The organism is Micromonospora sp. DT15 (assembly GCF_049841475.1).
Lineage (GTDB): Bacteria > Actinomycetota > Actinomycetes > Mycobacteriales > Micromonosporaceae > Micromonospora.
Window position 1 is genome coordinate 475338 of the sequence record NZ_JBNCKJ010000003.1, and the last position, 25174, is coordinate 500511.

General features: G+C 71.6%; 19 protein-coding genes. 14 read left to right on the forward strand and 5 right to left on the reverse strand.

Translation table 11 applies throughout. The features are described from left to right. Positions 1-62: 62 nt before the first annotated feature. Complete coding sequence (locus ACLQ3F_RS09745; RefSeq protein ID WP_425848024.1) at positions 63-5525, reverse strand: carboxyl transferase domain-containing protein; 5463 nt, start codon at positions 5523-5525, stop codon at positions 63-65. 258 nt (positions 5526-5783) lie between these two features. Between ACLQ3F_RS09745 and ACLQ3F_RS09750 the strand changes: the two genes are divergently transcribed. Together ACLQ3F_RS09750 and ACLQ3F_RS09755 are read left to right on the forward strand one after the other, a co-directional pair. Continuing rightward, a complete protein-coding gene (locus ACLQ3F_RS09750) occupies positions 5784-6110 on the forward strand; it encodes a hypothetical protein (protein WP_357261048.1) in 327 nt (108 codons plus the stop codon). Between the two features lie 110 nt (positions 6111-6220). Next, positions 6221-7318 (forward strand): winged helix DNA-binding domain-containing protein, encoded by a 1098-nt coding sequence (locus ACLQ3F_RS09755; protein ID WP_425848026.1) that lies wholly within the window; start codon positions 6221-6223, stop codon positions 7316-7318. A gap of 37 nt (positions 7319-7355) precedes the next feature. Here ACLQ3F_RS09755 and ACLQ3F_RS09760 read toward each other — a convergent pair whose 3' ends face one another. Beyond that, the gene (locus ACLQ3F_RS09760) at positions 7356-8177 is read right to left on the reverse strand and encodes a hypothetical protein (protein ID WP_425848028.1); all 822 of its coding nucleotides are present in this window, start codon (positions 8175-8177) and stop codon (positions 7356-7358) included. A gap of 172 nt (positions 8178-8349) precedes the next feature. On the opposite strand from ACLQ3F_RS09760, the gene ACLQ3F_RS09765 reads away from it, so the two are divergent. Further along, positions 8350-9084 carry a cellulose binding domain-containing protein gene (locus ACLQ3F_RS09765; protein ID WP_425848031.1) on the forward strand — a complete coding sequence of 245 codons (735 nt, stop codon included), beginning with the start codon at positions 8350-8352 and terminating at the stop codon, positions 9082-9084. Between the two features lie 56 nt (positions 9085-9140). Here the strand turns inward: ACLQ3F_RS09765 and ACLQ3F_RS09770 are convergent, their stop codons facing one another. Next, positions 9141-9938, reverse strand: coding sequence for an SAM-dependent methyltransferase (locus tag ACLQ3F_RS09770; protein ID WP_357198767.1), 798 nt, complete (start codon positions 9936-9938; stop codon positions 9141-9143). A gap of 463 nt (positions 9939-10401) precedes the next feature. Between ACLQ3F_RS09770 and ACLQ3F_RS09775 the strand changes: the two genes are divergently transcribed. From ACLQ3F_RS09775 to ACLQ3F_RS09825, 11 genes are all read left to right on the forward strand, one after another. Further along, complete coding sequence (locus ACLQ3F_RS09775) at positions 10402-11259, forward strand: DUF1684 domain-containing protein (protein ID WP_425848035.1); 858 nt, start codon at positions 10402-10404, stop codon at positions 11257-11259. Between the two features lie 32 nt (positions 11260-11291). Continuing rightward, positions 11292-11825 carry a flavin reductase family protein gene (locus ACLQ3F_RS09780; RefSeq protein WP_357261036.1) on the forward strand — a complete coding sequence of 178 codons (534 nt, stop codon included), beginning with the start codon at positions 11292-11294 and terminating at the stop codon, positions 11823-11825. 39 nt (positions 11826-11864) lie between these two features. Beyond that, entirely contained in the window at positions 11865-12773 is a 909-nt protein-coding gene (locus ACLQ3F_RS09785) for a zinc-binding dehydrogenase (RefSeq protein WP_425848039.1), read from the forward strand. A gap of 397 nt (positions 12774-13170) precedes the next feature. Beyond that, positions 13171-14814 carry an ABC transporter substrate-binding protein gene (locus tag ACLQ3F_RS09790; RefSeq protein ID WP_425848041.1) on the forward strand — a complete coding sequence of 548 codons (1644 nt, stop codon included), beginning with the start codon at positions 13171-13173 and terminating at the stop codon, positions 14812-14814. A 1-nt stretch (position 14815) separates the two neighbouring features. Continuing rightward, entirely contained in the window at positions 14816-15751 is a 936-nt protein-coding gene (locus tag ACLQ3F_RS09795) for an ABC transporter permease (protein ID WP_425848044.1), read from the forward strand. A 6-nt stretch (positions 15752-15757) separates the two neighbouring features. Next, positions 15758-16648: an ABC transporter permease gene (locus tag ACLQ3F_RS09800; protein WP_357198744.1), complete on the forward strand. Its 891-nt coding sequence runs from the start codon at positions 15758-15760 to the stop codon at positions 16646-16648. After that, a complete protein-coding gene (locus ACLQ3F_RS09805; protein ID WP_425848048.1) occupies positions 16648-18291 on the forward strand; it encodes a dipeptide ABC transporter ATP-binding protein in 1644 nt (547 codons plus the stop codon). Before ACLQ3F_RS09800 ends, ACLQ3F_RS09805 begins: the two co-directional genes overlap by 1 nt. After that, positions 18288-19493: an LLM class flavin-dependent oxidoreductase gene (locus ACLQ3F_RS09810; RefSeq protein WP_425848050.1), complete on the forward strand. Its 1206-nt coding sequence runs from the start codon at positions 18288-18290 to the stop codon at positions 19491-19493. Before ACLQ3F_RS09805 ends, ACLQ3F_RS09810 begins: the two co-directional genes overlap by 4 nt. A gap of 15 nt (positions 19494-19508) precedes the next feature. Continuing rightward, a complete protein-coding gene (locus ACLQ3F_RS09815; protein ID WP_425848053.1) occupies positions 19509-20864 on the forward strand; it encodes an NtaA/DmoA family FMN-dependent monooxygenase in 1356 nt (451 codons plus the stop codon). An 80-nt stretch (positions 20865-20944) separates the two neighbouring features. Then, positions 20945-22009: an LLM class flavin-dependent oxidoreductase gene (locus ACLQ3F_RS09820; RefSeq protein WP_425848056.1), complete on the forward strand. Its 1065-nt coding sequence runs from the start codon at positions 20945-20947 to the stop codon at positions 22007-22009. A 17-nt stretch (positions 22010-22026) separates the two neighbouring features. Continuing rightward, a complete protein-coding gene (locus ACLQ3F_RS09825) occupies positions 22027-23151 on the forward strand; it encodes an LLM class flavin-dependent oxidoreductase (protein WP_425848057.1) in 1125 nt (374 codons plus the stop codon). Positions 23152-23193: 42 nt separating this feature from the next. Here ACLQ3F_RS09825 and ACLQ3F_RS09830 read toward each other — a convergent pair whose 3' ends face one another. Then, positions 23194-23850 carry a response regulator gene (locus ACLQ3F_RS09830; protein WP_425848060.1) on the reverse strand — a complete coding sequence of 219 codons (657 nt, stop codon included), beginning with the start codon at positions 23848-23850 and terminating at the stop codon, positions 23194-23196. Beyond that, complete coding sequence (locus ACLQ3F_RS09835) at positions 23847-25142, reverse strand: sensor histidine kinase (RefSeq protein WP_425848063.1); 1296 nt, start codon at positions 25140-25142, stop codon at positions 23847-23849. The genes ACLQ3F_RS09830 and ACLQ3F_RS09835 overlap by 4 nt, the downstream gene beginning before the upstream one ends. Between the last annotated feature and the right edge of the window lie 32 nt (positions 25143-25174).

The following is a 25174-nucleotide window of genomic DNA, read 5'->3' on the forward strand; positions in this document are numbered from 1 at the left end:
ACACGTCAGCACCACCGGTCGACGACCGGTGGTGCTGACGTGGTGCGGGCGTTCCGACCGCTCTACCCCAGGCGGGCCTCGATGGCCTCGATGATGCGCGGACGCAGTTCGGCGGCGCGGATGACGGCGTCCACCGAGCCGACCTCGACGGCACGGTGGATGTTGTGCACCCGGTCGAACTCCGCCGCCACCTCGCTCAGTTTCTCCGCGCGCACCGAAGACCGCAGCTCGTCGAGCTCCGCGGTCAGCGCGGCGCGCTCGGTGCCGCTGGCCGCCGCGACGCTGGCCTCCAGGTCCCGCACCCGCGCGTCGGCAGCCGTACGAGCGTTGACGTCGGCGGAGAACACCACAGCGGCAGCGGGTGCGCCACCGAGCACCGAGGCGAACGAGCCCTCCAGCGCCAGCACCGTCATGTTCGGGTTCAGCGCCTTCGAGAACACCACGAACGCACCGCCGTGGTAACGCGAGATCACGCAGAAGACGATGGGCCCCCGGAAGTTCACGATCGCCCGGCCGATCTCGGCGCCGTACTCCAGTTGCAGCTTGCGCATCGACTCCGGTGAGCCGTCGAAGCCGGACAGGTTCGCCAGCACGACGAGCGGCCGGTTGCCGCTGGCCGCGTTGATCGCCCGCGCGGCCTTCTTCGACGAGCGGGGGAACAGCGTGCCCGCCGTGTAGGTGTCCGGGCCGTCGGTGGGCGGGAAGCCGTGCCGGGGCACCGACCGGGACTCGATGCCGAGCAGGCAGACCGGGATGCCACCGAGGTGGACGTCCTGCACGACGGCGGTGTCCGCGTCCGCCATGCCGGCCCAGCGCTCCAGCACCGGGTGGTCCTGGTCGGAGAGGGCCCGCATCACCGTACGGATGTCGAACGGCTTCTTGCGGTCCGGGTTGGACTCGACGGAGAAGATCTCCCCGACGGTGGCGAAGGCGCTGCCCGCCACGTCGTGCGGGAAGTCGGAGATGTCGCGGTCGGCCGGGTCGGTGGTGACCGCCCGCCGGGGCGCGTCCTCGCCGGGCGCGACGTAGGAGTGGTCGTAGTGCGCCATCACCACGTCCCGTGCGGCCGTTAGGTTCGGCGCCCAGTACTGCGCCTGCCCGTTCGGCCCCATCACCCGGTCGTAGCCGCCGATGCCGAAGTTGTCCTCAGCCGACACACCACCGGAGAAGTCGAGCGACTGCTTGCCGGTGAGCACCATCGCCGAGTCGGGCGTCATCACCAGGATGCCCTTGGTGTGCATGAGCATCGTCGCCTCGGCGTTCCAGTACGGCTGCGCGCCGACGTTGATGCCCGCGACCACGATGTTGATCTCACCGCCGGCCTGGGTGAACTCGACGATCCGCTTGAGCGCCGCGGCAACCCAGTCCATGTTCTCCGTACCGGAGGTCATCGAGATCCGGGCACCGGCGGACAGCGCCCACCACTCCAGCGGCACCTGCATCCGCTCGGCCAGGTCCAGTGCGGCGATCACGCGCCGGCACTCCGGCTCCGACAGGGCGCCCAGCGACTTCGTCGGGTCGCCGAGCAGCACCACCCGGGTGACGCCCTGGGGGTAGCGCTCGGTCGGCGTGGTGACGACCCCGGCGACGATGGCGGCGCTGTTGCGCCCCTTCGGCCGATCCACCGGCACCAGCGCGTGGTCGGCGTCGAGGTCGTGCTCGACGAAGTCGCCGAGCCGGCCGGTCAGCTCGTACGGGTACACGGTGTTGCGGCTGCTGGCCCGCAGCACCTTGAGCCGGTACTCGTCGAGCGGCTCGAGCGGCTCGACCGGCGGCTCCCCGACGGCCAGTTCGGCACCGCCCGCGGCGTCGAACGAGATCCGTACGGCGATCTTGGTCAGCTCGCCGGTCCGGCGGTCGCGCTGGCGCGCGATGAACAGGATCTCCTCCAGGCCGGCGCCCGCGGTCGTCGGGCGGACCCGCCCGGCGATCATCTCCATCTCTTCGCGGGTCAGCTCGCTCGGCGGCCACACGTAGACGACGATGCGGTTGGTGTTGAAGCGCGTCTTCGACGGCCGCCGCGACTGGGCGCGGCGGATCGAGTCGAGGCAGGCGGCGATGGTGTCCTCGGCCGTCGGCAGCGCGACCAGTCGGCCGTCCTGCTCGCGGAGCTCGGTCAGGTCACGCACCTGCGCGAACGCGACGAGGCGCTCGTCGGCGCGGTTCTCCCGGGCCACACACTGGAAGAGGTAGACCTCCTCGTCCGACGACGGCAGCCGGGTCAGGTCGAACTTGTGCAGCCGCTCCAGCTGCATCCGCTGCGCGATGTACGGGTGCAGCCCACGGATCAGCCGGTCCTCGGTCAGCTGGGCGCCCGACGGACGGAAGGTGAAGTGGTGGTGCATCACTGCTCCGCCGCGACCCGCGACGGTGGTGGTGACCCGACGGACCTGGGGCGGCAGCGGGTGCGCGGCGATGACCTCGGCCAGCGCGGCCGCCATCGCGTCGAAGTCCTCCGGCTGGTTCTCCCAGCCGAGGTAGATGTCGGCGTCCACGGCGTCCTCGCCGGTGGCCAGCTCGGCCAGCCCGCGCAGGGCGCTGCCCAGCGCGTCGAAGCTGACCGCGGCGGAGACCACGCTGGAGTCGACGCGCTCGGCGACCACGAACGTGCAGCCCGCGACCTCGCGGGTGAGCACGCTGGTGAGCGACCGGTTGCCGTAGTACCGCCGGGTCAGCACCTCCAACATGACGGCGTTGTCGAGGTGGTCGCGGACGAGCCGCTGGCCGAGCAGCCGGACCAGCGGCTCGGTGCTGCGGACCATCGCGGCGATGCGCTCGGCGCGGTCCGGGGCGTCCGGGTGCGCGTCGAGGTGCCGCAGGTGCCCACGGACCTCGGCGTAGACGCGCGCGCGGTTGCGGCGCAGCAGCGGCTGGGCGAACCAGGCGAACACCACGCCGCGGGCGAGGTCCGCGATCACGGGGAAGCGGACCTGCGTCGCGGCGATCAGCCGCTCCAGTGCGAGGCCGGCCGGCTCGCGCAGCGTCTCGTCCGGCGGGGTCTCCAGCAGCCAGGCGCGCAACAGCGCCGCGACGACCTGCGCGTCCGCGGAGGCGCGCTGCTGGGCGAGGAAGATCCGGAAGACGGCGGCTTCGAGGGCGGGGGTGCGGTCCAGGTCGGTGACGCCGTACCGGCCGAGGGCCTTGCCGAGCCTGGTCTGGAAGGCGTCTGGCAGCCCGGCCCGCTCGACGTCGAGGCTCTGCAGGTAGGTGTGGAAGTACTCCCGGGCGCTGTGTACGTGCGCGGCGCCGCCGTCCTCGCCCGTCGGCCGGTTGCGGCTCAGTTCGGCGAGATCGGCGAACACCTCGATGAGGTCGAGTTCGGCGGCCAGGGGCCGCTGACCGGCTTCGGTGGCTGTCCGCCGCGCGGTGAGGTAGTCGTCGAGCACCCGGCGGTCGTCGTGCGGATCGACGTCGAAGCCGAGCAGCAGACCCCGCAGGTCCTCCTGGCCGCGCCTGCTGCGTTCGTACGCCGGGATGTCCGTGGCGGCGCTGGGCAGGTCCAGTTCGACGGTCTCGGTGCTGGGGTCGTCAGCGGTCTCCTCGGCGTCGTCCGCGAGCGGCTCCAGGCGCAGCAGCGGCGCACCGGCCTCCACCTGGCTGCCCACCGAGACGGCGCACTCCTTGAGCCGTGCCTTGAACGGCGCCCGCAGCACCGTCTCCATCTTCATCGCTTCCAGCACCAGCACCGGCGCGCCCGCCTCGACCTCCGCGCCGACCTCGAGGGGCGTGGCGACGACCAGCGCGGGCATCGGGGAGCGCAGGACGCCACCCTCGTCCCGGCTGACCCGGTGCGTCACGCCGTCCACCTCGACCAGGTGGGTCGGCCCGTACGTGCCGGTGAGCAGGCGGTAGCGGATGCCGTTGACGACGATCTGGCCGGTGTGCCGGTCGAAGCGGTCGAGCTCGACGTCGGCGGTGCGCACGACGGGGCCGGTCTCGATGCCGACCCGGAACCGGTGGGCGCCGACCCGCGCCACGCGGGTGCGGTAGCCGACGCCGCGCAGCTTGAGGTCCAACGGTCGGCCGCTGGCGTGCTGCACCTGCGGGCGCCCGCCGGCCGCCGTCGACAGCAGCCGCTGACGCTCGACGCGCTCCTCCTCCTCGTACGCCTCGATGGCGGCGGCGGCCAGGGCGACGGCGGAGTGGCGGTGCGTGACGAGGCGGCCCTCGCCGCGGACGCGGTCGATCCATCCGGTGTCCGCGCTGGCGTCGATCACCTCGGGCTGGTCGAGCAGGTCGAGCACGAAGCTCTTGTTCGTGGCCCCACCTTCGATGATCACCGTGGTGTTCGCCATCGCCCGGCGCAGCCTGCCGAGCGCCTCGTCGCGGTCCCGGCCGTACGCGATGATCTTCGCGATCATCGAGTCGAAGTCGGCGGGGATGGTGTCACCCTCGCTGACGCCGGTGTCCACCCGGATGCCGGGGCCGCTGGGCAGGTCCAGCCGGGCGATGCGGCCGGGGGACGGTGCGAAGTCGCGGTCGGGGTCCTCGGCGTTGAGCCGGGCCTCGATGGCGTGCCCGCGCTCTGCCGGCGGCGCACCGTCGAGCCGCCCGCCGGAGGCGACGTGCAGCTGGGCCTTGACCAGGTCGAAACCGGTGGTCAGTTCGGTGATCGGGTGCTCGACCTGGAGGCGGGTGTTGACCTCCAGGAACGCGAACAACCGGTCACCGGGGTGGTAGAGGAACTCGACGGTCGCCGCGCCGCGGTAGCCGACCGCCACGGCCAGTCGCTCGGCCGACGTCTTCAGCTCGGCGGCCTGCGCCGGGTCGAGCACCGGCGACGCCGACTCCTCGATGACCTTCTGGTTGCGTCGCTGCACCGAGCAGTCGCGGACGCCGAGGGCCCACGCGGTGCCCTGCCCGTCGGCGATCACCTGGACCTCGACGTGCCGGGCCCCGGTTACCAGGCGCTCCAGGAACACGATGCCGCTGCCGAAGGCCCGTGCCGCCTCCTGGCTGGTGCGCTCGTACGCGTCGACCAGCTCGGCCTCGTTCCTGATCACGCGGATGCCGCGTCCGCCACCGCCGGCTGTCGCCTTCAGCATCAGCGGGTAGCCGATCTCGGCCGCCGCCGACCGGGCGGCGGCGAGGGTTTCGACGGCGCCTCGGCTCCACGGCGCGACCGGCACGCCGACCTTCTCGGCGATCAGCTTCGAGCCGATCTTGTCGCCGAGTTGGCGCATGGCGTCGGGGCTCGGGCCGACGAAGGTGACGCCGATCTTCTCGCACAGCTCGGCGAACGCTGGATCCTCGGCGACGAAGCCCCAGCCGACCCACGCGGCGTCGGCCCCGGTCTCGATCAGGGCGCGCTCCAGCACCGCCAGGTTGAGGTACGGGCGGGCGGAGGCCGGGCCGAGGTCGTAGGCGATGTCTGCTTCGCGGACGAATGTGGCGTTGCGGTCGACATCGGTATAGAGGGCCACGGTTTCGAGCTGGATGCCGGTCTCCGCGGCCAGCTCGCGGACCGCGTGGATGAGCCGCATGGCGGCTTCACCACGGTTGACGATGGCGACACGGTTGAACACCCGAAGAACCCCTTAGCTAGACCTCGACCTGCGTGCGGAGAGACGGCGGCTCCCAGCAGTGATCACCTTTCCGGCTGACGGCGGCAAGCGCTATGGCGCAACCACCGAACCCACCGTCCCTCAGTTGTAGGAACTCCACAAAACTTTTTGGCACCCCCGGGTGATCGGCTGACCAGGAAGATCATCGCCGGTCCGGTCAACAACCGCCCGGCCCGACCATCCCGGCCAGGCCAGGAACGCACCAGGAAAGGAGCGGCAATGAGGTCACCGCACCTCGTACGCCCACGTCTGGCGCTGCTGCTCGCGGCGGGACTCACCGCGCTCGTCACGCCGGCAGGCGTCGCCCACGCCGCGACCGCCACGGTACCCGCGACCGGCACCCCGATCACCATCACCTCGACCGAGCAGCTCGCCCCGGGCGTCACGTACGGCTCGTTCGAGGTGACAACGCCCCGGGGCGTCGGGTCGAGCACGGTCGCCGTCCGCGAGCCGGGCCAGGCCGCGGCCACCGCCCGCAACAGCCCGTCCGACGGTACGGAGCGAATGGTCGCCAACGGCATCGGGATCTTCGTCGGCAAGCACTGATCGGTCCACCCCGCTCGAATTCGCCCCGTCCGGCCTCACCGGGCGGGGCGAATCCGCGTACCGAGACTGTCGGCCCCGGGTCGGATAATCAGGCCGGCCGAAGGGACCTGATGACCATTCTCGACAAGCGGGCGCTCAACCGCGCGACGCTCGCCCGGCAGATGCTGCTCGACCGCGCCGACCTGCCGGCGCTCGCCGCCGTCGCCCACCTCGGCGGCCTGCAGGCCCAGGAGCCGCAGGAGCCGTTCATCGGGCTGTGGTCGCGGCTGCGCGCGTTCGACCCGACCGTGCTCTCTACCCTGCTGACCCAGCGACACGTGGTGCGTACCCACCTCATGCGCCGCACCGTCCACCTGCTCGTCGCCGACGACGTCGTGGCCTGGCGCACCCGTCACGACGCCATGCTGCGCCAACGCGTGCTCGGGGTCTACCGCGGCGCGCTCGACGGGGTGGACCTCGACGACCTCGCCGCTGCCGCGCTTGCCGTGGTGGCCGACGGTGAGCCCCGCTCGATGCCCGACATCGGGCGGGCGCTCAGCGAGCGGTGGCCGACGCCGGGGCTGCGCGTGCTGGGCGAGATCGCTGTCGCGCTGCTCCCGATGACGCAGGTCCCGCCGCGCGGGGTGTGGCGGGCGAAGGGAGGCGCGCGTTACGTCCTGCTCTCCGCCTGGCTCGGCCGGGAGATCGACCCGCCGGCCGCGACCGGGGTCGATGAGGTCGGCCGGCTGCTGGCACGCCGTTACCTGGCCGCGTTCGGCCCGGCGGCCACGGCCGACCTGCGCGCCTGGTGCGGTCTCGCCGGGCTGCCGGCAGTGGTGACGGCCATGCGGGACGAGTTGGTGACCTTTCGCGACGAGCGTGGCCGGAAGCTCATCGACCTTCCCGACGCGCCGCGCCCCGACCCGGACACACCCGCCCCGGTGCGGTTCCTGCCGGCGTTCGACAACGCGATCCTCGGCTACGACGACCGCAGCCGGATCATCGACGACGCGCACCGTAACCTCTCGGTGGCCGGTGAGCGCGTGGTGCTCGTCGACGGTCGGGTCGCGGCGACCTGGACCGTCGACTCGGGGACGGTTGTCGTGAGACCGCTCGGCGGCCTCTCCCGGACGGATCGGGATGCCGTGGCCGAGCAGGGGCAGGCGCTGGCGTCCTTCCTCTCTGACAAGGAGAGCGATCGGGTGCGGGTCGATCCGTCTCCCCGGTGACGGACCAGGACGGTCCGACCCCGGGGAGACGAAGGCGTCAGTCGACGGTCGGCGGAGCCGTCCTCGCTGCCTCGGCGAGCGCTGCTGCCGCGCCGGCGTACGGGTTGTAGCTGTAGGTGCGGGCCAGGCCGCTCGGCACCGTGAAGTACGCGGCGGCCAGCTTCGCCGGGTCGCTGGCGATCTCGCCACGCGCGGGGGCGTCGTTGCCGTCGTCCCAGCCCCAGGGCGCGTTGGCCGAGTTGGTCGAACAACTCCAGGTGCCGACGCCGCAGTCGCCGGACGTGTCACCGGCGAACGTGCCGAGGCTGGCGAAGAGGCTCGCGTTGGACCGTTGCGCCCACAGGCCGCCGGTGGCGAAGATGTCGATCAGCTGATACCGCACGTCGCGGTCGTTGCCGCTGCTCGGCGTCTCGGCGACGGTCGACGGGTAATAGACCAGGCCGTCGCCGTTGATGTCGTACTGCGGGTGCGCCTTGAGGCCGTGGCCCTGCGCCTCCTGTGCCGTCACCGGGTGCTGGAACGTGTCGTGCGGTGACGCCTGAAACCTCAGAGTGCCGTCGATGCTCTCCCCGCCGCTGGTCCAGGTGCTGCCGGTCGGCGTGTAGGAGAAGAAGTCACTGTGCGCGACGGTGACAGCCGAACGGAGAACGCCGTACGTGGAGCCGTCGCGTTCGATTGCGAACAGCGCGCCCTCGCCGTCGTTCTCGTGCTCGGTCTCGAAGAACGGGTGGTCGGTCCAGTCGCGGGGGTGGAAGAAGAAGTATGTGATGTACCAGTGGGTGCTCGTCTCCATGACGGAGTAGTACACGTGCGCGGCGAGCGCGGCGATCGGGTTGTATCGATACCTGTCGACTGCCATGCTGTGGTTCGGTCGTGCTCGGGGAGCCAGCGCGCACCAGATCTCCTCCGGTCCACGGGGCGCGCGAGGTGACCATGTCACCCGTGCCGGGCAGCCTTGTCGATGACCGGAAACCGGAGCGCGCACCGGCTACCACCTCGGTCATCGGTGCCCGCTGACCACGGAGGTTCCGATGCTTCGCATGTTCCTCGCTGTCACCACCATGGCCCTGGCCGCCTGGACCGGGACGACCAGCGCCACCGACGCGACGCCCGCCCCCACCCTGTCGGCCACGCCGTCGCCGTCGCCGACCATCGCCTGCCCACCGGCTCTGCCGATCACCGGGAGCGTCGCCGGGGTCACCACCACCAGCGTGACCATCTCGTACTCGATCTTCTTCCGGCCGCCCTGCGGCTACGACCCGCCGATGACCGTCAGCCTCTTCGCCAGCCGCGAGGACGCCCAACAGTGGCGGACGCCGGTGGCCGAGGCCGTTTCCGGCCCGGAGCGCTTCGGCACGGTGACCATCGGGGGTCTGACGCCCGACACGGAGTACTGGTACCGGTTCAGCGACCCTGACGGCAAGCGCGACCCGTACATGATCGGGTCGGCGCGGACCGCCCCGCTGACCGCGTGCCGGGCGACGGCCACGATCGACGCCCGCTGGGGCAACGGTTTCGTCGCCACGGTCACCGTCCGCAACACCGGGACGCAACCCTTGGACCGCTGGCGCGTCTCCTGGCGGTGGTCCGGTGACGAGCGGGTCCAGACCGTCTGGGGTGGAGTGGTCGAGACCACCGGCGCCGACGTGTCGGTCCGCAACGCGTCCTACAACGGAACGCTGGCGCTGGACGGAGCAACGACCTTCGGGATGCTCGTGACGGCCAGTGCGGTTCCCGACGGGCTGACCATGAGCTGCGCCCGGTGAACGACGACCGCCCCGCTTCCGGCGCGACGGCGGGAGCGGGGCGGACGTCGTGTCGGTCAGGGCTTGCGGGCCACTGCCCCGTAGGCGTCGATCCCGACCGCGTCAGCGTCGTCCGGTCGCCACAGGGGGATCGGCACCAGGCCGGGCTCCACCTTGGTCAACCCCGCGAAGCAGGTGTCGAGCTCCTCCGGGCTGCGCAGGATGTACGGCACTCCACCGCTCTGTGCCAGCCGTTCGGCGCCGGCGACGACGGCGGGGCTGGTGTCGGTGCCGTCCCAGAGCACGAGATAGCTGCCGGACGGCATCGCGGCCATCGTCCGCTCGACGATCGACCGCACCTCGGCCAGGTCGGGCTCGTAACCCATCACGCCCATGTACATCACGGCGATGGGCTGACTGAAGTCGAGCGTCTGCGCCGCCTCGGCGAGGATCTTCTCGGGGTCGTGGTAGTCGGCCGGAACGTAGGTGGTGACACCCTCCGACGTCGTGCTGGCCAGCAACGCCCGCGCGTGCACCAGCACCATCGGGTCGTTGTCCACGTAGACGATGCGGGAGTCGGGCGCGATGCCCTGGGCGACCGCGTGCGTGTTCTGCATGCTGGGGAGGCCGGTGCCGATGTCCAGGAACTGCCGGATGCCCGCTTCGGCCGCGAGGTAACGCACCGCCCGCACCAGGAACACACGGGACTGCTGTGCCATGAGGACGATCTCCGGGTAGACCTCGGCGACAGCGTCGCCGGCCGCCCGGTCGGACTGGAAGTTGTCCTTGCCGCCCATCCAGTAGTTCCAGATCCGTGCCGCGTGCGGCACGTCAGGCTGAAGCTTCGAGGCGAGTTCGGGGTCCGGGCCGGCCATGCCAGGCTCCTATCGAGGGGTCGTCAGCTGGAGGTCACCACTGCGGTACGAGCGGGATCGTACTCCGCTGATGTCCACAGTCGACCTGTGGTGGACGGGCCCGCGCGCACCGGGTGGCGGGCGCTCACGGCGCCGTGCCCGGTGGGCTGGGTGAACGCTTCGCCGATCAGCGGGGTGAAGCGCCTCAGCGGGTGGGGGCCTACCGAGGATGCTCGACCAAGGGTCTTGAAATCCTACCTTGTTGGTAGGAAAATCGACCGCATGCCGCCGGTTCGGTTGTTCACCTCCCGCCGGGTCGTCGACCTGATGCGGGTCGCCGCGCAGCTCTGTCCGGGCGCTCCCAGCCCCGTCTGAACGGGCCTTCGAGCCCTCGCCTGCCCGGTGTCCGTCGCTGGCCTACCGCCGACGCGTGGCCGGTATCCCGCACCCCGCCAAGGTGGTGGTGCGCCCTTGAGGAGGACCTGTGACGATCGCCGATGCCCCAACGCACACCACCGCCGACCCCCAGTTCGAGTTCGACGAGGAGTGGCGGCAGTGGCACCGCAGCCACGAGCAGGTTCGGGCCGACCCGCACGGCTTCCTGGCCGTCACCGGTCTGCACTGGCTCACCGCGGGGCCTCAGCGTTTCCCGGACGTGCCGGGGGAGTGGTACACCGGTGAGAGCGGCCCGGTAGTGACTCTCGGCGCCGACGAGAAGTTGGTCATTGACGACCGGCCGGTGCGAAACCGGCACGCGTTCGGGCCGATCACCGAGCGCGGGGGCGTCACAGTGGGCATCGACGGTGGGGTGCTGGAGGTGGCCCGCCGGGGTGGGCACGACATCCTCCGTCCCCGACGCCCGGATAACCCACTCCGTGTCGCCTACCGGGGTACCTCGACCTTTCCGCCCAGCCGCCGATGGGTCCTGCGCGGGCGCTTCGTGCCGTTCGACACCCCTCGGCCGACCTCTGTCGGTGCGGCCGTTGAGGGGCTCACGCACGTCTACGACGCCCCCGGTCGGATCGAGTTCACCGTCGACGGGGTTCCGCTGAGCCTGACCGCGTTCAACGGCCACGTGCCGGGGAGCCTGTCGGTGCTGTTCACCGACGCCACCTCGGGCGTCACGACCTATCCGGCCAACCGCGCCCTCTCCGTCGCGGCGGCGGACGAGCAGGGCCGGGTGACGCTCGACTTCAACCGGGCGACCAACCTGCCGTGTGCGTACACCGATTTCGCGACCTGCCCGTTGCCCCCCGTGGAGAACCGGCTGCCGATCGCTGTCGAGGCGGGCGAGAAGACCCCGTACGAGCGGCTGACGGGCGATCCCGTCGACCGTTCGTAGGCCCAGCGGACCAACCCCTCGGGAGGATCGCCATGACCCAGTCCACCGACGCCCCGATCGACGCCGACAGCGACGCGCTGCGGACGTTGCTGCGCCACCAGGCCAGCACCGTCACGGTGGTCACCGCTCCCGGCACGCCGGCGGTCGGCTTCACCGCCACCTCGTTCACCTCGGTGTCACTGGCGCCGCCGATCGTCTCGTTCTGCCTGAATCTCGGCTCGTCGAGCTGGCCCGCGGTGGCCCGTGCCCGACATGTGGCAGTGCATCTGCTCGCCCACCACCAGCAGGCGCTCGCCCGGACCTTCGCGACGAGCGGCATCGACCGGTTCGCCGGCTCCACCCGCTGGCGGATCGGCCCGGAGGGGGTGCCGATCCTCGACGACACCCTTGCCTGGTTGCTCTGCCGGGTCGTCGACCGGGTGACCGTCGGCGATCACGCCGTGGTGCTGGCCGAGCCGGAGGTGCTCCGGCACGCCGATGTCGGCTCCCCCCTGCTGTACCACAGGGGTCGCTACGCCGGTCTGGCCGGCGATCACGACCCGGCGGCCCGCCGCCCCGCCGCCTGACCGGTCCTCGGCACGCCTCTCACTGACGGGAACGATGCCATGCGCGCGGTTGTTGCTGCTCCGGACACCGATGAGGGGTTCCGGCTGACGGAACTGCCCGATCCCGTTCCGGGTCCCGGGCAGGTGCTCGTCGAGGTGCGGCACGCCGCCGTCAACGCGGGCGAGATCCGGCATCTCAGCGGCTGGCCGGCCGGAAGCGTGCTCGGCCATGACGCCGCAGGTCACGTGCTGCGAGGCGCGATCGACGGGACCGGCCCTCGCGAGGGTGACCGGGTGGTCGCCTTCGGGGCGGGTGCCTGGGCACGCCTCGCGGTGTTCGACGTGGACAGCGTGGCGGTGGTCCCCACCGCCGTCGACCTGGCCGAGGTCGCCGCACTGCCCATGGTCGGCCTGACCGCTCTGCGTACCTTGCGGACATCGGGCGCGCTCCTCGGCCGCCGGGTTTTGATCACGGGTGCGTCCGGAGGCGTGGGCCGGGTCGCCACCCAGCTCGCCCGGCATGGTGGCGCGTACGTGGTAGCGGTGGTCGGCTCTGCGGCGCGTGGTGCCGGGCTGACGGATCTCGGCGCGGACGAGGTGGTGGTCGGCCTCGACGCGGTCGTCGGCTCGGTCGACGTGGTGCTGGAGACGGTCGGCGGCCCGTCCCTGGTGACCGCCTGGGGTCTGCTGGCCCCGGATGGGGTGTTGCACAGCATCGGCTGGGCGTCCGGCGAGCCGGCGGCCTTCCCGGTCAATTCCACCTTTGCGGTGGGCGCGGCGAGGACGTTGCGGTCCTTCGGTGACGCGACCGCTGCGGGGCCGGATCTCGCGATTCTGATCGATCTCGTGGCACGTGGTGTGTTGCGTGCGCCGATCGGTTGGCGCGGCTCGTGGCAGCGTCTCGGGGAAGCCGCCGACGCGCTGCGGGGGCGCCGGGTGGCGGGCAAGGTCGTGCTCGACCTGGATTGAGGTCAACGCCCTGGGTTCCCCACCGGTCCGGACGTAATCCCTGCAAACCCTATAGCCTTAGTAGGTTATGCGTCAACGAATCGACGTCCTCACGTGCGATAGCCGACATCCGGCGGCCGATTCGTTGACACCACCACGCTCTGGAGGTGGACTCGGCTCATGTCCAGCGAGCTGCGGCTGACGATCCGCGGCCACATCGACTTCGGTCGGGTGTGGTCGAGTTCCTGTCTGGTCTGACCCGGCACCAACGCCCGTAACCCGGCCGGCCGTATCGGCCCGCCGAGGTGAGGCGCACCGCCGCGCCACCACCGCACCGACACCGCCACCGGCCCGCGCCAAGCGCAGGGGCCGACCGTCGGCATACCCGCTCGCACCTGCCTGGACAGGAGATCTCACCATGCCCGCGTACCGTCTGCGAACCCTGGCCGCCGCCGCGCTCGCCCCACTGCTCGCCGTCGTCGCCGGCTGCTCCACCGCGGCCCCGCCGGCCGCAGAGGCGGCCGGTCAGCCCCGCTCCGGTGGCACCCTCACCTGGGCCGTGGAGACCGAGCCGATCACCCTCAACCCGCACCAGTACGCCCAGGCGAAGGCTCGTCTGCTGGTCTGGAACACCTTCGAGTCGCTGCTGACCTACGACCAGCAGGGCAAGCTGGTGCCGTGGCTGGCGACCGGCTGGGCGGTCGCGCCGGACGGGCTCTCCTACACCCTGACGCTGCGCGAACGGGTCACGTTCACCGACGGCACGCCGTTCGACTCGGCCGCCGTCAAGGCCAACTTCGACAAACTCCGGGAGCCCGGGTACGCCCCGGCCGTCGCCGCCGTTCAACTGCGCAACCTCAAGGCCGTCGAGGCCGTCGACCCGCGCACCGTACGGCTCGTCCTCAGCGCGCCGGACGTGCTCATCCTCGACTTCCTCGCCTCCCCGCAGGGCGCGCAGATCTCCCCGACCTCGCTTCGACAGGCGAAGAACCTCAAGGCAGGTGGCGTGGACGTGGTCGGCACCGGACCGTTCGTACTGGACCGCTACGTCCCCGGTCAGGAGCTGCACTACCGCCGAAACGCAACGTACGACTCGGCGCCACCCACCGCGACGCACACCGGTCCGGCCCACCTCGACGGCATCACCTACCGGTTCCTCAAGGAGTCGGCGGTCCGCGTCGGTGCCCTCACATCGAGCCAGGTGCAGCTCATCGAGGGGGTACCGGCCACCGACCAGCCGCTGGTCACCGGCAACCGGACGCTGCGCCTGACCCGCGAGCTGAACTCCGGCTCCGCCTACTCCTACTACTTCAACACCTCACACGCACCCTTCGACGACCTGCGGGTCCGGCAGGCGTTCCGGGAGGCCGTCGACGTCGACACCGTCCTGAGGTCGGTCTACCGCGACACCGCCACCCGCGCCTGGAGCGTGATCAGCCCGTCCAGCCCCCTGTACGACAAGCGCCTCGAAGGTGGCTACAGCGGCGACACCGCCAAGGCGAACACGCTGCTCGACCAGGCTGGTTGGGCTGCCCGCGACGCCGACGGCTACCGGGTGAAGGCCGGCAGGCGGCTCACCGTACGGCTCGTGCAGTCAGCGCCCTTCGTCCGGGACCGCCGTGACGTCCTGGCCCAGGCCGTCCAGGCGGCCGTCAAGCAGAGCGCCGGCATCGACCTCAAGGTGTCGCTCGTCGACCAGGGCACCGCCACCGACGCGTTCCAGCGCAACGAGTACGAGGTCTTCGACAACTCGCGCGCCGACACCGACGCCGGGGCCGCTCTGAACCTGCTGCTGCACTCGAAGGGCGGCATCAACCGCACCCAGGTCAACGACCCGCGCATCGACCGGCTCCTGGAGGCGGGTCAGGCCGCCGCCGACCCGACGAAGCGTGCCGGCATCTATGCCGACCTGCAACAGCAGGTCGTCGCTGAGCAGGCCCTGCTGCTACCGCTGTACGCCCCAGCCGACCAGATCGCCGCCAGCACCGGCGTCGGCGGGGTGCGCTTCGAGCCCACCGCCGGGGTGCCCGCCAGCGCGTACGACCTGTGGATCGGCAAGTGACATGAGCCGCTTACCCGTGCGTGCCGTGGCCCGCCGGCTCGGTGCCGGCCTGGTCGTCCTCTGGGTCGCTGCCACCGCCGCCTACCTGGCGTTGCTGGCCGCGCCCGGTGACACAGTGGACAACATCGTCGCCGACGGCGCCGACACTCCACAGATCCGCGCCGAGATCACCGCCGAGTGGGGCCTGGACCGGCCGGCCGTCGTGCAGTACCTCGACTACCTCGGGCGGTTGGGTGGCGGCGACCTCGGTCGCTCGTACCTGCTGCAACGCCCCGTCACCGAGATCATCGGCGAACAACTCGCCCCCACCCTCACCCTCGCGGTCGCCGCCGCCGGGTTCGGGGTGCTGCTCGCCCTGATCGTCGCGGTGGCCACCGCCGGGGACCGGCGACAGTGGCTGCGCCGGGTCAGCTCCAGCACCGAACTGCTGCTGGTCTCCACCCCGTCGTTCCTGGTCGGCCTTCTGCTGCTCAGTGTGCTGTCGTTCCGGTTCGGGTTCTTCCCGGTCTCGGGCGACAGGGGGCTCAGCGCGTTGGTTCCCCCGGCCGTCACCCTCGCGTTACCCATCGCCGGGCTGCTCACCCAGGTGCTGCGTGACGGCATCGACAAGGCCCTCGACGAGCCGTTCGTGCTCACCGCCCGCGCCCGTGGCGTACGGGAACGAACCGTGCTGGTGCGCCATGCGTTGCGGCACGCGTTCCTGCCGGCCGTCAGTCTGGCCGGCTGGGTCTTCGGCGTCGTGGTCGGCGGCACCGTCATCGTCGAACAGGTCTTCGGTCGGCCTGGCCTCGGCCAGGTCACGCTCAGCGCGGTCACCACCCGGGACATGCCTGTGGTGCTGGCCGTGGTCACCCTCTCCGCTGCCGGCTACGTCGTGGTCAACACCACTGCCGACCTGGCGTACCTGCTGGTTGATCCGCGTTTGCGAAGGAGCTGACCCCCGATGACAGTCACAGTGGGCCCCCCGCTCACCGACGCCCCGGCACTGACCCTCACCGACCCGGCCGATCGGGCCGTACGCCGACGGTCCTGGCCGCGACCCGGCCCGCTCGCCGCCGGGGCGTACCTCATCCTGCTGGTCGTCGCCGCGGCCTGGCCGACGGCACTCGCGCCCGGTGATCCGCTCGCGGCCGACCCGCTCGCGGTACTCCGTCCGCCCGATGCGGCGCACTGGTTCGGCACCGACCACCTCGGCCGCGACGTCCTGACCCGGGTGGTGCACGGCGCCGGTCACTCGCTGACCATCGGCGTCGCCGCCACCGCGATCGCGGTGACCGGGGGCGTCCTGCTCGGCCTGCTCGCGGGCCTCACGCACCGGGTCGCCGACGAGGCGCTGAGCCGCACGTTCGACGCACTCTCGGCGTTTCCCATGTTGCTGCTCGCCCTGCTGTTCATCGCCATCGCCGGAACCGGCACCGGCAGCCTGATCGTCGCCATCGGCATCGCCACCCTGCCGCACCACGCCCGGGTGGTCCGTGGTCAGACACTTGTCGTCCGCCGCTCCGGTTATGTCGAACAGGCTGTCACTTTCGGGCAGTCCCGGCCCCGGCTCGTGTTTCGACACGTGCTCCCCAACGTGGTGGGCCCGGTCCCGGTGCTCGCGGTCATTGGGCTCGGTGAGGCCATCCTGGCCGCCGCCGGTCTCAGCTTCCTCGGCATGGGTCCGCAGCCGCCGTCGCCGGAGTGGGGCGCGATGCTCTCCGAGGGACGCAACTACCTCCAGGTGGCCTGGTGGATCAGCATCCTGCCCGGCCTGGCGGTCACCGCCACGGTGGTGTCGCTGACCGTTGTCGGCCGCCGCTGGCAGGCCCGCTTCGACGGGCGGCAACGCTGATGTCCGCCCTTGTCACAGTCGAGGACCTGCGCGTCGACTTCGACACCCCGACCGGCCCGGTGGCCGCGGTACGCGGCGTCAGCTTCACCGTCGAGCGTGGCGAGTGCGTGGCCGTCGTCGGAGAGTCCGGCTCCGGCAAGAGCGTCACCGCCCGTGCGCTGGTCGGCCTCGCTGGCCCGGGCGCGCGGGTCCGCGCCGGCCGACTCGAACTGGCCGGCCAGGATGTGCGAGGCCACCGGCCACGGGACTGGCGACGTGTCCGCGGCCGCCTTGCCGGTCTGGTCCTGCAGGACGCGCTGGTCTCCCTCGACCCGCTGCGCACGGTGGGCGCCGAGATCGGCGAGGTGCTCAGCACACACGAGATCGTCAGCCGCCGGGAACGGGCCGGGCGGGTCACCCACCTGCTCGACCAGGTCCACCTGCCGGAGCCCGAGCGCCGGGCCCGGCAGTACCCGCACCAGCTCTCCGGTGGGCTGCGGCAGCGGGCACTGATCGCCTCGGCGATCGCGGGCGAACCGGCGCTGCTGATCGCCGACGAGCCGACCACCGCGCTGGACGTCACAGTGCAGGCGCAGATTCTCCGTCTGCTCGCCGAGCGACGCGCTGCCGGCGTGAGTCTCCTGCTGATCAGCCACGATCTGGCAGTCGTCGCCCAGATCGCCGACCGGGTCCTGGTGCTGCGCGATGGCCGGATCGTCGAGCAGGGCCCCACCCACCGGCTACTGCGGGCGCCGGAACACCCGTACACCCGGCAGTTGCTGGCCGCGGTGCCCTCCGCGACGTCGCGAGGCCGCCGGCTCGCCGGGGCGTCACCGGCCGGGGGCGCACGGACGGCGCTGCCCGCCCGGCCCGAGGTCCGCGCCGACGACACAGTGCTCGACGCGGACAGCCTGACCAAGAGGTACGGCGAGCACACCGTCGTGCGGGACGTGTCCTTCACCATCGCCCGAGGCGAGACGCTCGGCCTGGTGGGCGAGTCCGGCTCCGGCAAGAGCACCGTCGCCCGGATCGTCGCCGGTCTGCTCGACGCCGACGCGGGGACCGTCACCTTCGAGCAGACGCCGTGGGCCGGCGTGCCGGAACGGGCCCGCTACCCACTGCGGCGCACGTTACAGCTGATCTCGCAGGACCCGCTGAGCTCCTTCGACCCTCGCTACAGCGTCGGGCGGGTCGTCGCGGAGAACGTCGGCCCCGATGTCGGTCGGGCGGACCGCCGCGATCACGTCGTCGACCTGCTGCGGCGCGTGGGTCTCAGCCCGGACCTGCTCGACCGGCACCCCCGGCAGCTCTCCGGCGGGCAGCGGCAGCGCGTCGCCATCGCCCGCGCCATCGCTCCCCGACCCAGCCTCATCATCTGCGACGAACCGGTCTCCGCCCTCGACGTCTCCGTGCAGGCCCAGGTCCTCGACCTGCTGGCCGAGCTGCGCGCCACAGACGGCACCGCACTGCTCTTCATCTCCCACGACCTGGGCGTCGTGCACCACCTCAGTGACCGGGTGCTGGTGATGCACGAGGGCGCGGTGGTCGAGCAGGGACCGGTCGGTGACGTCTTCACCTACCCCCGACACGACTACACGCGGTCCCTGCTGAACGCGCTGCCCACGCTGGTCACCGCCGGCCGACCGGAGGAGAGACACCAATGACCGACACGAGCCTGCATGTGGCCGTGGCCCTCGACGGCCTCGGCTGGCACCCTGCCGCCTGGCGGCTCTCGCACGCCGACGCGACAGCGCCACTCACCGCCCGCTACTGGAACGCCCTCGTCGGCGAGGCCGAACACGCCGCACTGGACCTGCTCACCATCGAGGACAGCCTCGACCTCCAGTCGTCCCGGCCCGACGGCCCGGACGACCGCGTCGACGAGGTACGCGGACGCCTCGACGCGGTGCAGATCGCGGCCCGTGTCGCCCCGCTGACCCGGCACATCGGTCTGATCCCGACCACCAGCACCACCCACACCGAGCCGTTCCACCTCTCCACGGCGATAGCCACCCTCGACCACATCAGCGGCGGGCGGGCCGGTTGGCGGCCCCGGGTCTCCGCGCGCAGGGCCGAGGCCAGGCACTTCGGTCGCCGCGACATACCGGCACTGGACCTGACCCGCCTCGACGAACCGGAAGCCGTGCAGCTCGTCGGTGACCTCTTCGCCGAGGCGGGCGACGCGGTGGAGGCGGTCCGCCGGCTCTGGGACAGCTGGCAGGACGACGCCGTGATCCGGGATCTGCCGACCGGCCGTTTCGTCGACCGGGAGCGGCTGCACTACGTCGACTTCACCGGCCGGTGGTTCTCCGTCAAGGGCCCCTCCATCGTGCCCCGGTCTCCGCAGGGTCAACCGGTCGTCGCCGCGCTAGCGCACTCGTCGGTGCCGTACGCGTTCGCCGCCCGACACGCGGACATCGTCTTCGTCACCCCGACAGACCCCGGCCACGCCGCCGCGATCGTGGCCGAGGTACGGGCGGCCGAGGAGACCGTCGGCCGAGTGGATCCGCCGCTGCGCGTCCTCGCCGACCTGGTCGTGTTCCTCGACGAGACATCGACATTGGCCCGGCACCGTCGTACCCGCCTCGACGAGCTGCACGGCGACGAGTTCACGTCCGACGCGACAATCTTCACCGGTACCCCGGGGGAGTTGGCCGACCTGCTCACCGAGTGGCACCGCGCCGGAGTGGACGGTTTCCGGCTGCGTCCCGCCGTGCTCCCGGACGACCTGACCGCGATCACCCGGGCACTGGTGCCCGCGCTGCGCGACCGCGGGCTGTTCCGTGCCGGCTACCCCGGCGGGACGCTGCGCGACCTGCTCGGCCTTCCCAGACCGGCGAGCCGCTACGCCGCCGCGACCGCCTGAGCATTGGAGACCGTCATGCCCAAGCAGATCATCCTGGCCGCGCACTTTCCCGGCGTGAACAACACCACCGTGTGGAGTGACCCTGCCTCCGGCAGCCAGATCGACTTCTCGTCCTTCGTCCACCTGGCCCGCACCGCCGAGCGCGGCAAGTTCGACTTCTTCTTCCTCGCGGAGGGGCTGCGGCTGCGGGAGCAGCGGGGGCGCATCCACGACCTGGATGTGGTCGGACGCCCGGACACCCTGACCGTGCTCGCCGCCCTCGCGGCGGTCACCACCCACCTGGGCCTGGCCGGCACCCTCAACACCACCTTCCGGGAGCCGTACGAGCTGGCCCGGCAGTTGGCCAGCCTCGACCATCTTTCCGGCGGGCGGGCCGCCTGGAACGTCGTCACCACCTCCGACGCGTTCACCGGGGAGAACTTCCGCCGGGGCGGCTACCTCGACCGCACGCTGCGCTACGAGCGGGCCGCCGAGTTCGTGCGTACCGCCCGGAAGTTGTGGGAGTCGTGGCCGGCGGAGGCGATCGCGGGCGACCGGGACGGCGGCCGGTACGTCACCGAGGCCGCGCCCGGCGCCTTCGCCCACGACGGCGACCAGTTCGACATTTCCGGGCACTTCACGGTGCCCCGCAGTCCTCAGGTGCACCCGGTGATCCTCCAGGCAGGCGACTCTCCCGACGGTCGCGAGTTCGCCGCGTCCAGCGCCGACGCGATCTTCTCCCGACACGGCACCCTGGAGGACGGCCGGGAGTTCTACCGGGACGTGAAGTCGCGGCTCGCCTTCTACGGCCGTCAACCCGACGACCTGAAGGTGATCCCTGGTGTCACGTTCGTGCTCGGCGACACCGACGCCGAGGCGCAGGAACGCGCGCATCACATCCGCCGGCAGCAGGTCAGCCCGCAGACCGCCATCCTGCTACTGGAACAGCTCTGGAACCGGGACCTGTCCGGGTACGACCCGGACGGCCCCCTGCCCGCCGAGGACCCCGACGTCTCCGGCGACGCGATCAGCCGGGGCCGCGCCGGCATGTACTCCGACCCGGTCGGCACCGCCCGGCGGTGGCGGGCCCTGGCCGAGGAGAAGGGGCTCGGCATCCGCGACCTGATCATCGAGGTCACCGGCCGGCAGTCGTTCGTCGGCACCCCACGGCAGGTCGCCGACCGGATGAACCACTTCGTGCAGTCGGACGCCGCTGACGGTTTCATCCTGGTGCCGCACCTGACCCCGGGTGGCCTCGACGACTTCGTCGACCGGGTCGTCCCGCTGCTTCAGGAGCGCGGCGTCTTCCGCACCGAGTACGAGGGCACCACCCTGCGAGACCATCTCGGGCTCCGCCCCGCCCGCGCGGTCAACCAGGTCGGTGTGGTGTGACCCCGCCGCTCACCGCCTGCCAGCGACGCCGACCCGACCCACCTGCCTGACCCTGCCTCCCCGAAAGTGACGGTACCGGCGTGAAGTTCCTGTTGATAACGCTCATCACCCACCTGCCCGACCCGGTCACCGGTCAGCAGAGGAGCACCACCGAGCGGTTTCGGGAGGTGGTCGACACGGCCGTCCTCGCCGAGGAACTCGGGTTCGACGGGTACGGCGTCGGTGAACGGCACGAGCGCCCGTTCATCTCGTCGTCGCCGCCGGTGGTGCTGAGTCACATCGCGGCCCGTACCTCCACCATCCGCCTGTTCACTGCGGTCACCACGCTCAGCCTGCTCGACCCCGTCCGCGCCTACGAGGATTACGCCACCCTCGACCACCTCTCCGGCGGCCGACTCGAGTTGATCATCGGTAAGGGAAACGGTACGGCGCAGGCGCAGCTGTTCCACGTCACCGCAGACGACCAGTGGGACCGCAACCGGGAGGGCTACGAGCTGTTCCGCAGGCTCTGGCGTGAGGAGAAGGTCACCTGGTCCGGGACGTACCGGCCGTCGCTGTCCGACGCCGAGACCTGGCCGCGCCCGCTCCAACAGCCCATCAGGGTCTGGCACGGCAGCGCCACCAGCAGAGACTCCGTCGACCTCGCCGCACGGTACGGCGACCCGATCTTTTCCGCGAACGTCACCAACCCGATCGAGCCGTACGCCGAACTCATTCGCCACTACCGGGAACGGTGGGTGCACTACGGGCACGACCCAGCCGACGCCCTCGTCGGCGCCGGTACCGCCGGCTTCCACGTGGCGCGCACCTCGCAGGAGGCGATCGAGCGGTACCGGCCGATCTTCGACGCCCGGGTGGCCGCGTTCCGGCGACTCGGCGTGCCACCGGTCTTCGGCACCCTGGAGGACGCCATCGACCGCAGTTCGATCCTGGTCGGCAGCCCGCAGCAGCTCGTCGACAAGGTGCTGCGCTATCACGAACAGTTCGGCCACGAGGTCATCCACCTCCAGGCCGACCATGACGGGCTGACCGACAAGCAGCACCGCGAGAGCCTGGAGCTGTTCCAGGCCGAGGTGGCGCCGGTGCTGCGCCGGGAGATCCCGAGCCGTCCCTTCCCGACGGTGACCGTACCCACCACGACCTGACCAGAACGGGGACCACAATGCCCTCCACCCCACTGTCCATTCTCGACCTCTCGCCGGTGCCCGCCGGTGGCACCGTCACCGACGCCCTCCGCAACACCGTCGATCTGGCCCGCCGGGCAGAGCAGTCCGGCTACCACCGTTACTGGCTGGCCGAGCACCATCTCGCCGCCGGTGTCGCCAGCTCCGCTCCGGCCGTGCTCATCGGGCAGGTCGCCGCGGCCACCAGCGCGATCCGCGTCGGCTCCGGGGCCGTCCAGGTCGGCCACCGCACCGCACTGTCGGTCGTCGAGGAGTTCGGCACCCTCGCCGCGCTCTACCCGGGCCGCATCGACCTCGGACTCGGCCGCTCCGGTCAGCGGCGCGTCGAGGCCGCCCGGGAGGTCGCCGCGCCCACACCGCCAGCTGTCGATGCTCGGATCGTCGACGGGCTGCTCATCCCTCCGCCGTTCTCCTACGCCCAGGTGCTCGCCTCACCGCGCTTCGCCCTGAGCAGCGCCCTGCTGCACCAACCGGGCGCCCAGCCACCGCCCTTCGCCGAACAGGTCGCCGACGTCCTGGCCCTGCTGCGCGGCGACTACACCGACGCCGACGGTCTGGACGCGCACGCCGTGCCGGGGGAGGGCACCGATCTGCGGGTGTGGCTGCTGGGCAGCAGCGGTGGGGAGAGCGCCCAACTCGCCGGCGCACTGGGCCTGCCGTTCGCCGCCAACTACCACGTCAGCCCATCGTCAGTGCTCGACGCGGTCGGTGCCTACCGTGCCGCGTTCCAGCCCTCGACCACGCTCACCGAGCCGTACGTGGTGGTGTCCGCCGACGTGGTCGTGGGCCAGACCGACGACACCGCGCGCCGGCTGGCCACACCGTACGGCCCGTGGGTGCGCAGCATCCGCAGTGGCGAAGGCGCGATCCAGTATCCGAGCCCGGAGCAGGCCGCTGCGCTGCCCTGGGCCGATGCCGATCGGGAGCTGGTTGCCGATCGGGTGGACACCCAGTTCGTCGGCTCGCCCACGACGGTGGCCGAGCGGCTGCGCACCCTGCGGGACGTCACCGCCGCCGACGAACTGCTGGTCACCACGATCACCCACTCCCACACCGACCGGGTCAGCTCCTACGAGCTGCTCGCCAAGGAGTGGAACGGCTGATCCCGTGGGGTGGCCGCGGTGACGTGGGTGGCACGAGCACGGTCATCGGTGGACCACCCCGTTCTGGTACGCCCACACGACGGTCTGTAGCCGGTCCCGTGCGCCGATCTTGGTCATGGCGCGCCCGAGGTGCGACTTGACGGTGCTGGTCTCGATGAAGAGCCGCTCGGCGATCTCGACGTTCGACAGGCCCTGCGCGAGCAACTCCACGATCTCGGTCTCCCGCGCGGTCAGCTGGTGCGCCGCCGCCGCGTCCGAGCGGGGTGCGGGCGTACGCCTGGCGAACTCGGAGATCACCCGACGGGTGACGGCCTGGTCGACGAGCCCGTACCCGCTCGCCAGCCGACGGATCGCCTCGATCAGCTCCTCGGGCTCACAGTCCTTGAGGATGAACCCGCTGGCACCGGACTCCAACGCGCCGAAGACGTACTCGTCGAGGTCGAAGGTCGTCACGACCAGCACCGCCGGTGGCGTCCCGCTCGCCTCGGCGACGATCTGCCGGGTCGCGGTGAGCCCGTCGCCGTGCGGCATCCGGACGTCCATGCAGATGACGTCCGGTTGCAGCCGGCGGGCCAGCTCGACGGCGGTGGACCCGTTCGACGCCTCGGCCACGACCTCGATCTCGCCGGGCTGCTCCAGGATGACGCGAAAGCCGGCGCGGACCACTGCCTGGTCGTCGACGAGCATCACTCTGATCATGCTGGGGCCTCTTCCTTCGGACGGGATGCGGCGGGACCGTTCGTCGGGAGCGTCGCGGCGACCGACCAGCCACCAGCCGCCGTCGGGCCGGCGGTGAACGTCGCCCCGATCAGCTGGGCCCGCTCACGCATGCCCACCAGGCCGACGCCGCCGGTGCGTGCCGCCGGTACGCGTCGCGGCGCAGCGGGTTCGTTCACCACCTCCAGCGACACCGAGCGGGGCTCGAAGCGGAGCACCACCCGCGCCGCAGCGCCCGGGGCGTGCTGGCGTGCGTTGCTGAGCGACTCTTGCGCGATCCGGTAGAGCGCGACGTCGGCGATCGGTGGCACCTCGCGCTGGTCGCCCTCCCGGACGAACTCCACCGTGCCGGCGAGGTTGCCCGCGGTGCGGACGAGGTCGTCGAGCATGCCCAGCCCTGGCACCGGAGTGGCACCGTCGCCTCCCTCGTGCCCCGGTCTGCCGCGCAGCACACCGACGACCAGCCGCAGGTTGTCCAGGGTCTCCTTGCCCTGGCTGCGGATCCAGGCCACACCGGCCTTCGCGGCCGCCGGGTCCCGGTCGATCAGCCGCTCGACCGCCGCCGCCTGCACGACCATGCCGGAGAGGTGGTGCGCGGCCACGTCGTGCAACTCCCTGGCCATCCGGGAACGCTCCGCGCCGATCGCCGCCTGGACCTTCGTGTGCTGCTCCCGGATCGCCTCGTCCGCCCGCACCCGGACCAACTCCACGTAGCGTCGGTAGGTGGCCACGTAGCCGCCGACGAAGGTCGCGCCGCCGTAGGTCAGGGCGCTCGCCGAGACGTACGCGATGGCCGTCAGCAGATCCGGGGTCACCACGACGGCCGCCCCGATCGACTCCACCACCACGACCGCGCTGACGGCCAGCAGGGCACGGCGAACCGGCAGCAACGACCCGACCGTGTACGCCGCGACGAACGGTGCGAGGCCCCGGATGGTCGCCTCCGGCAGGGAGAAGCCGATGATGGGCAGTTGGAGGCCGACGACGAGCGCGAGGCAGAGCAGCGGCCGGACCCGACGCAGGCACAGCAGCATCGCCTGCGCGCAGCAGATGGCAACGAGCAGCCAGGCCCGCGCCGGGTCGAACGACACCCCATCTTCCGGTGCCACGAACCAGAACAGCGCGGTGAGCAGTACGAACGTCAGGACGGTCAGCGCCGCGGCCAGCAGGCAGTCCCGGCGGAACACGCCGTTCACCCCGAGCCGGGTGAGCCGTCCGTCGAGCCACTTCGTCAGTCGCGGTGTGCCGGGTTCGGTGTCGACGTGGTCCCTCATGCGGTGCGCATCCTTGCTCCGGATCGTCCCGG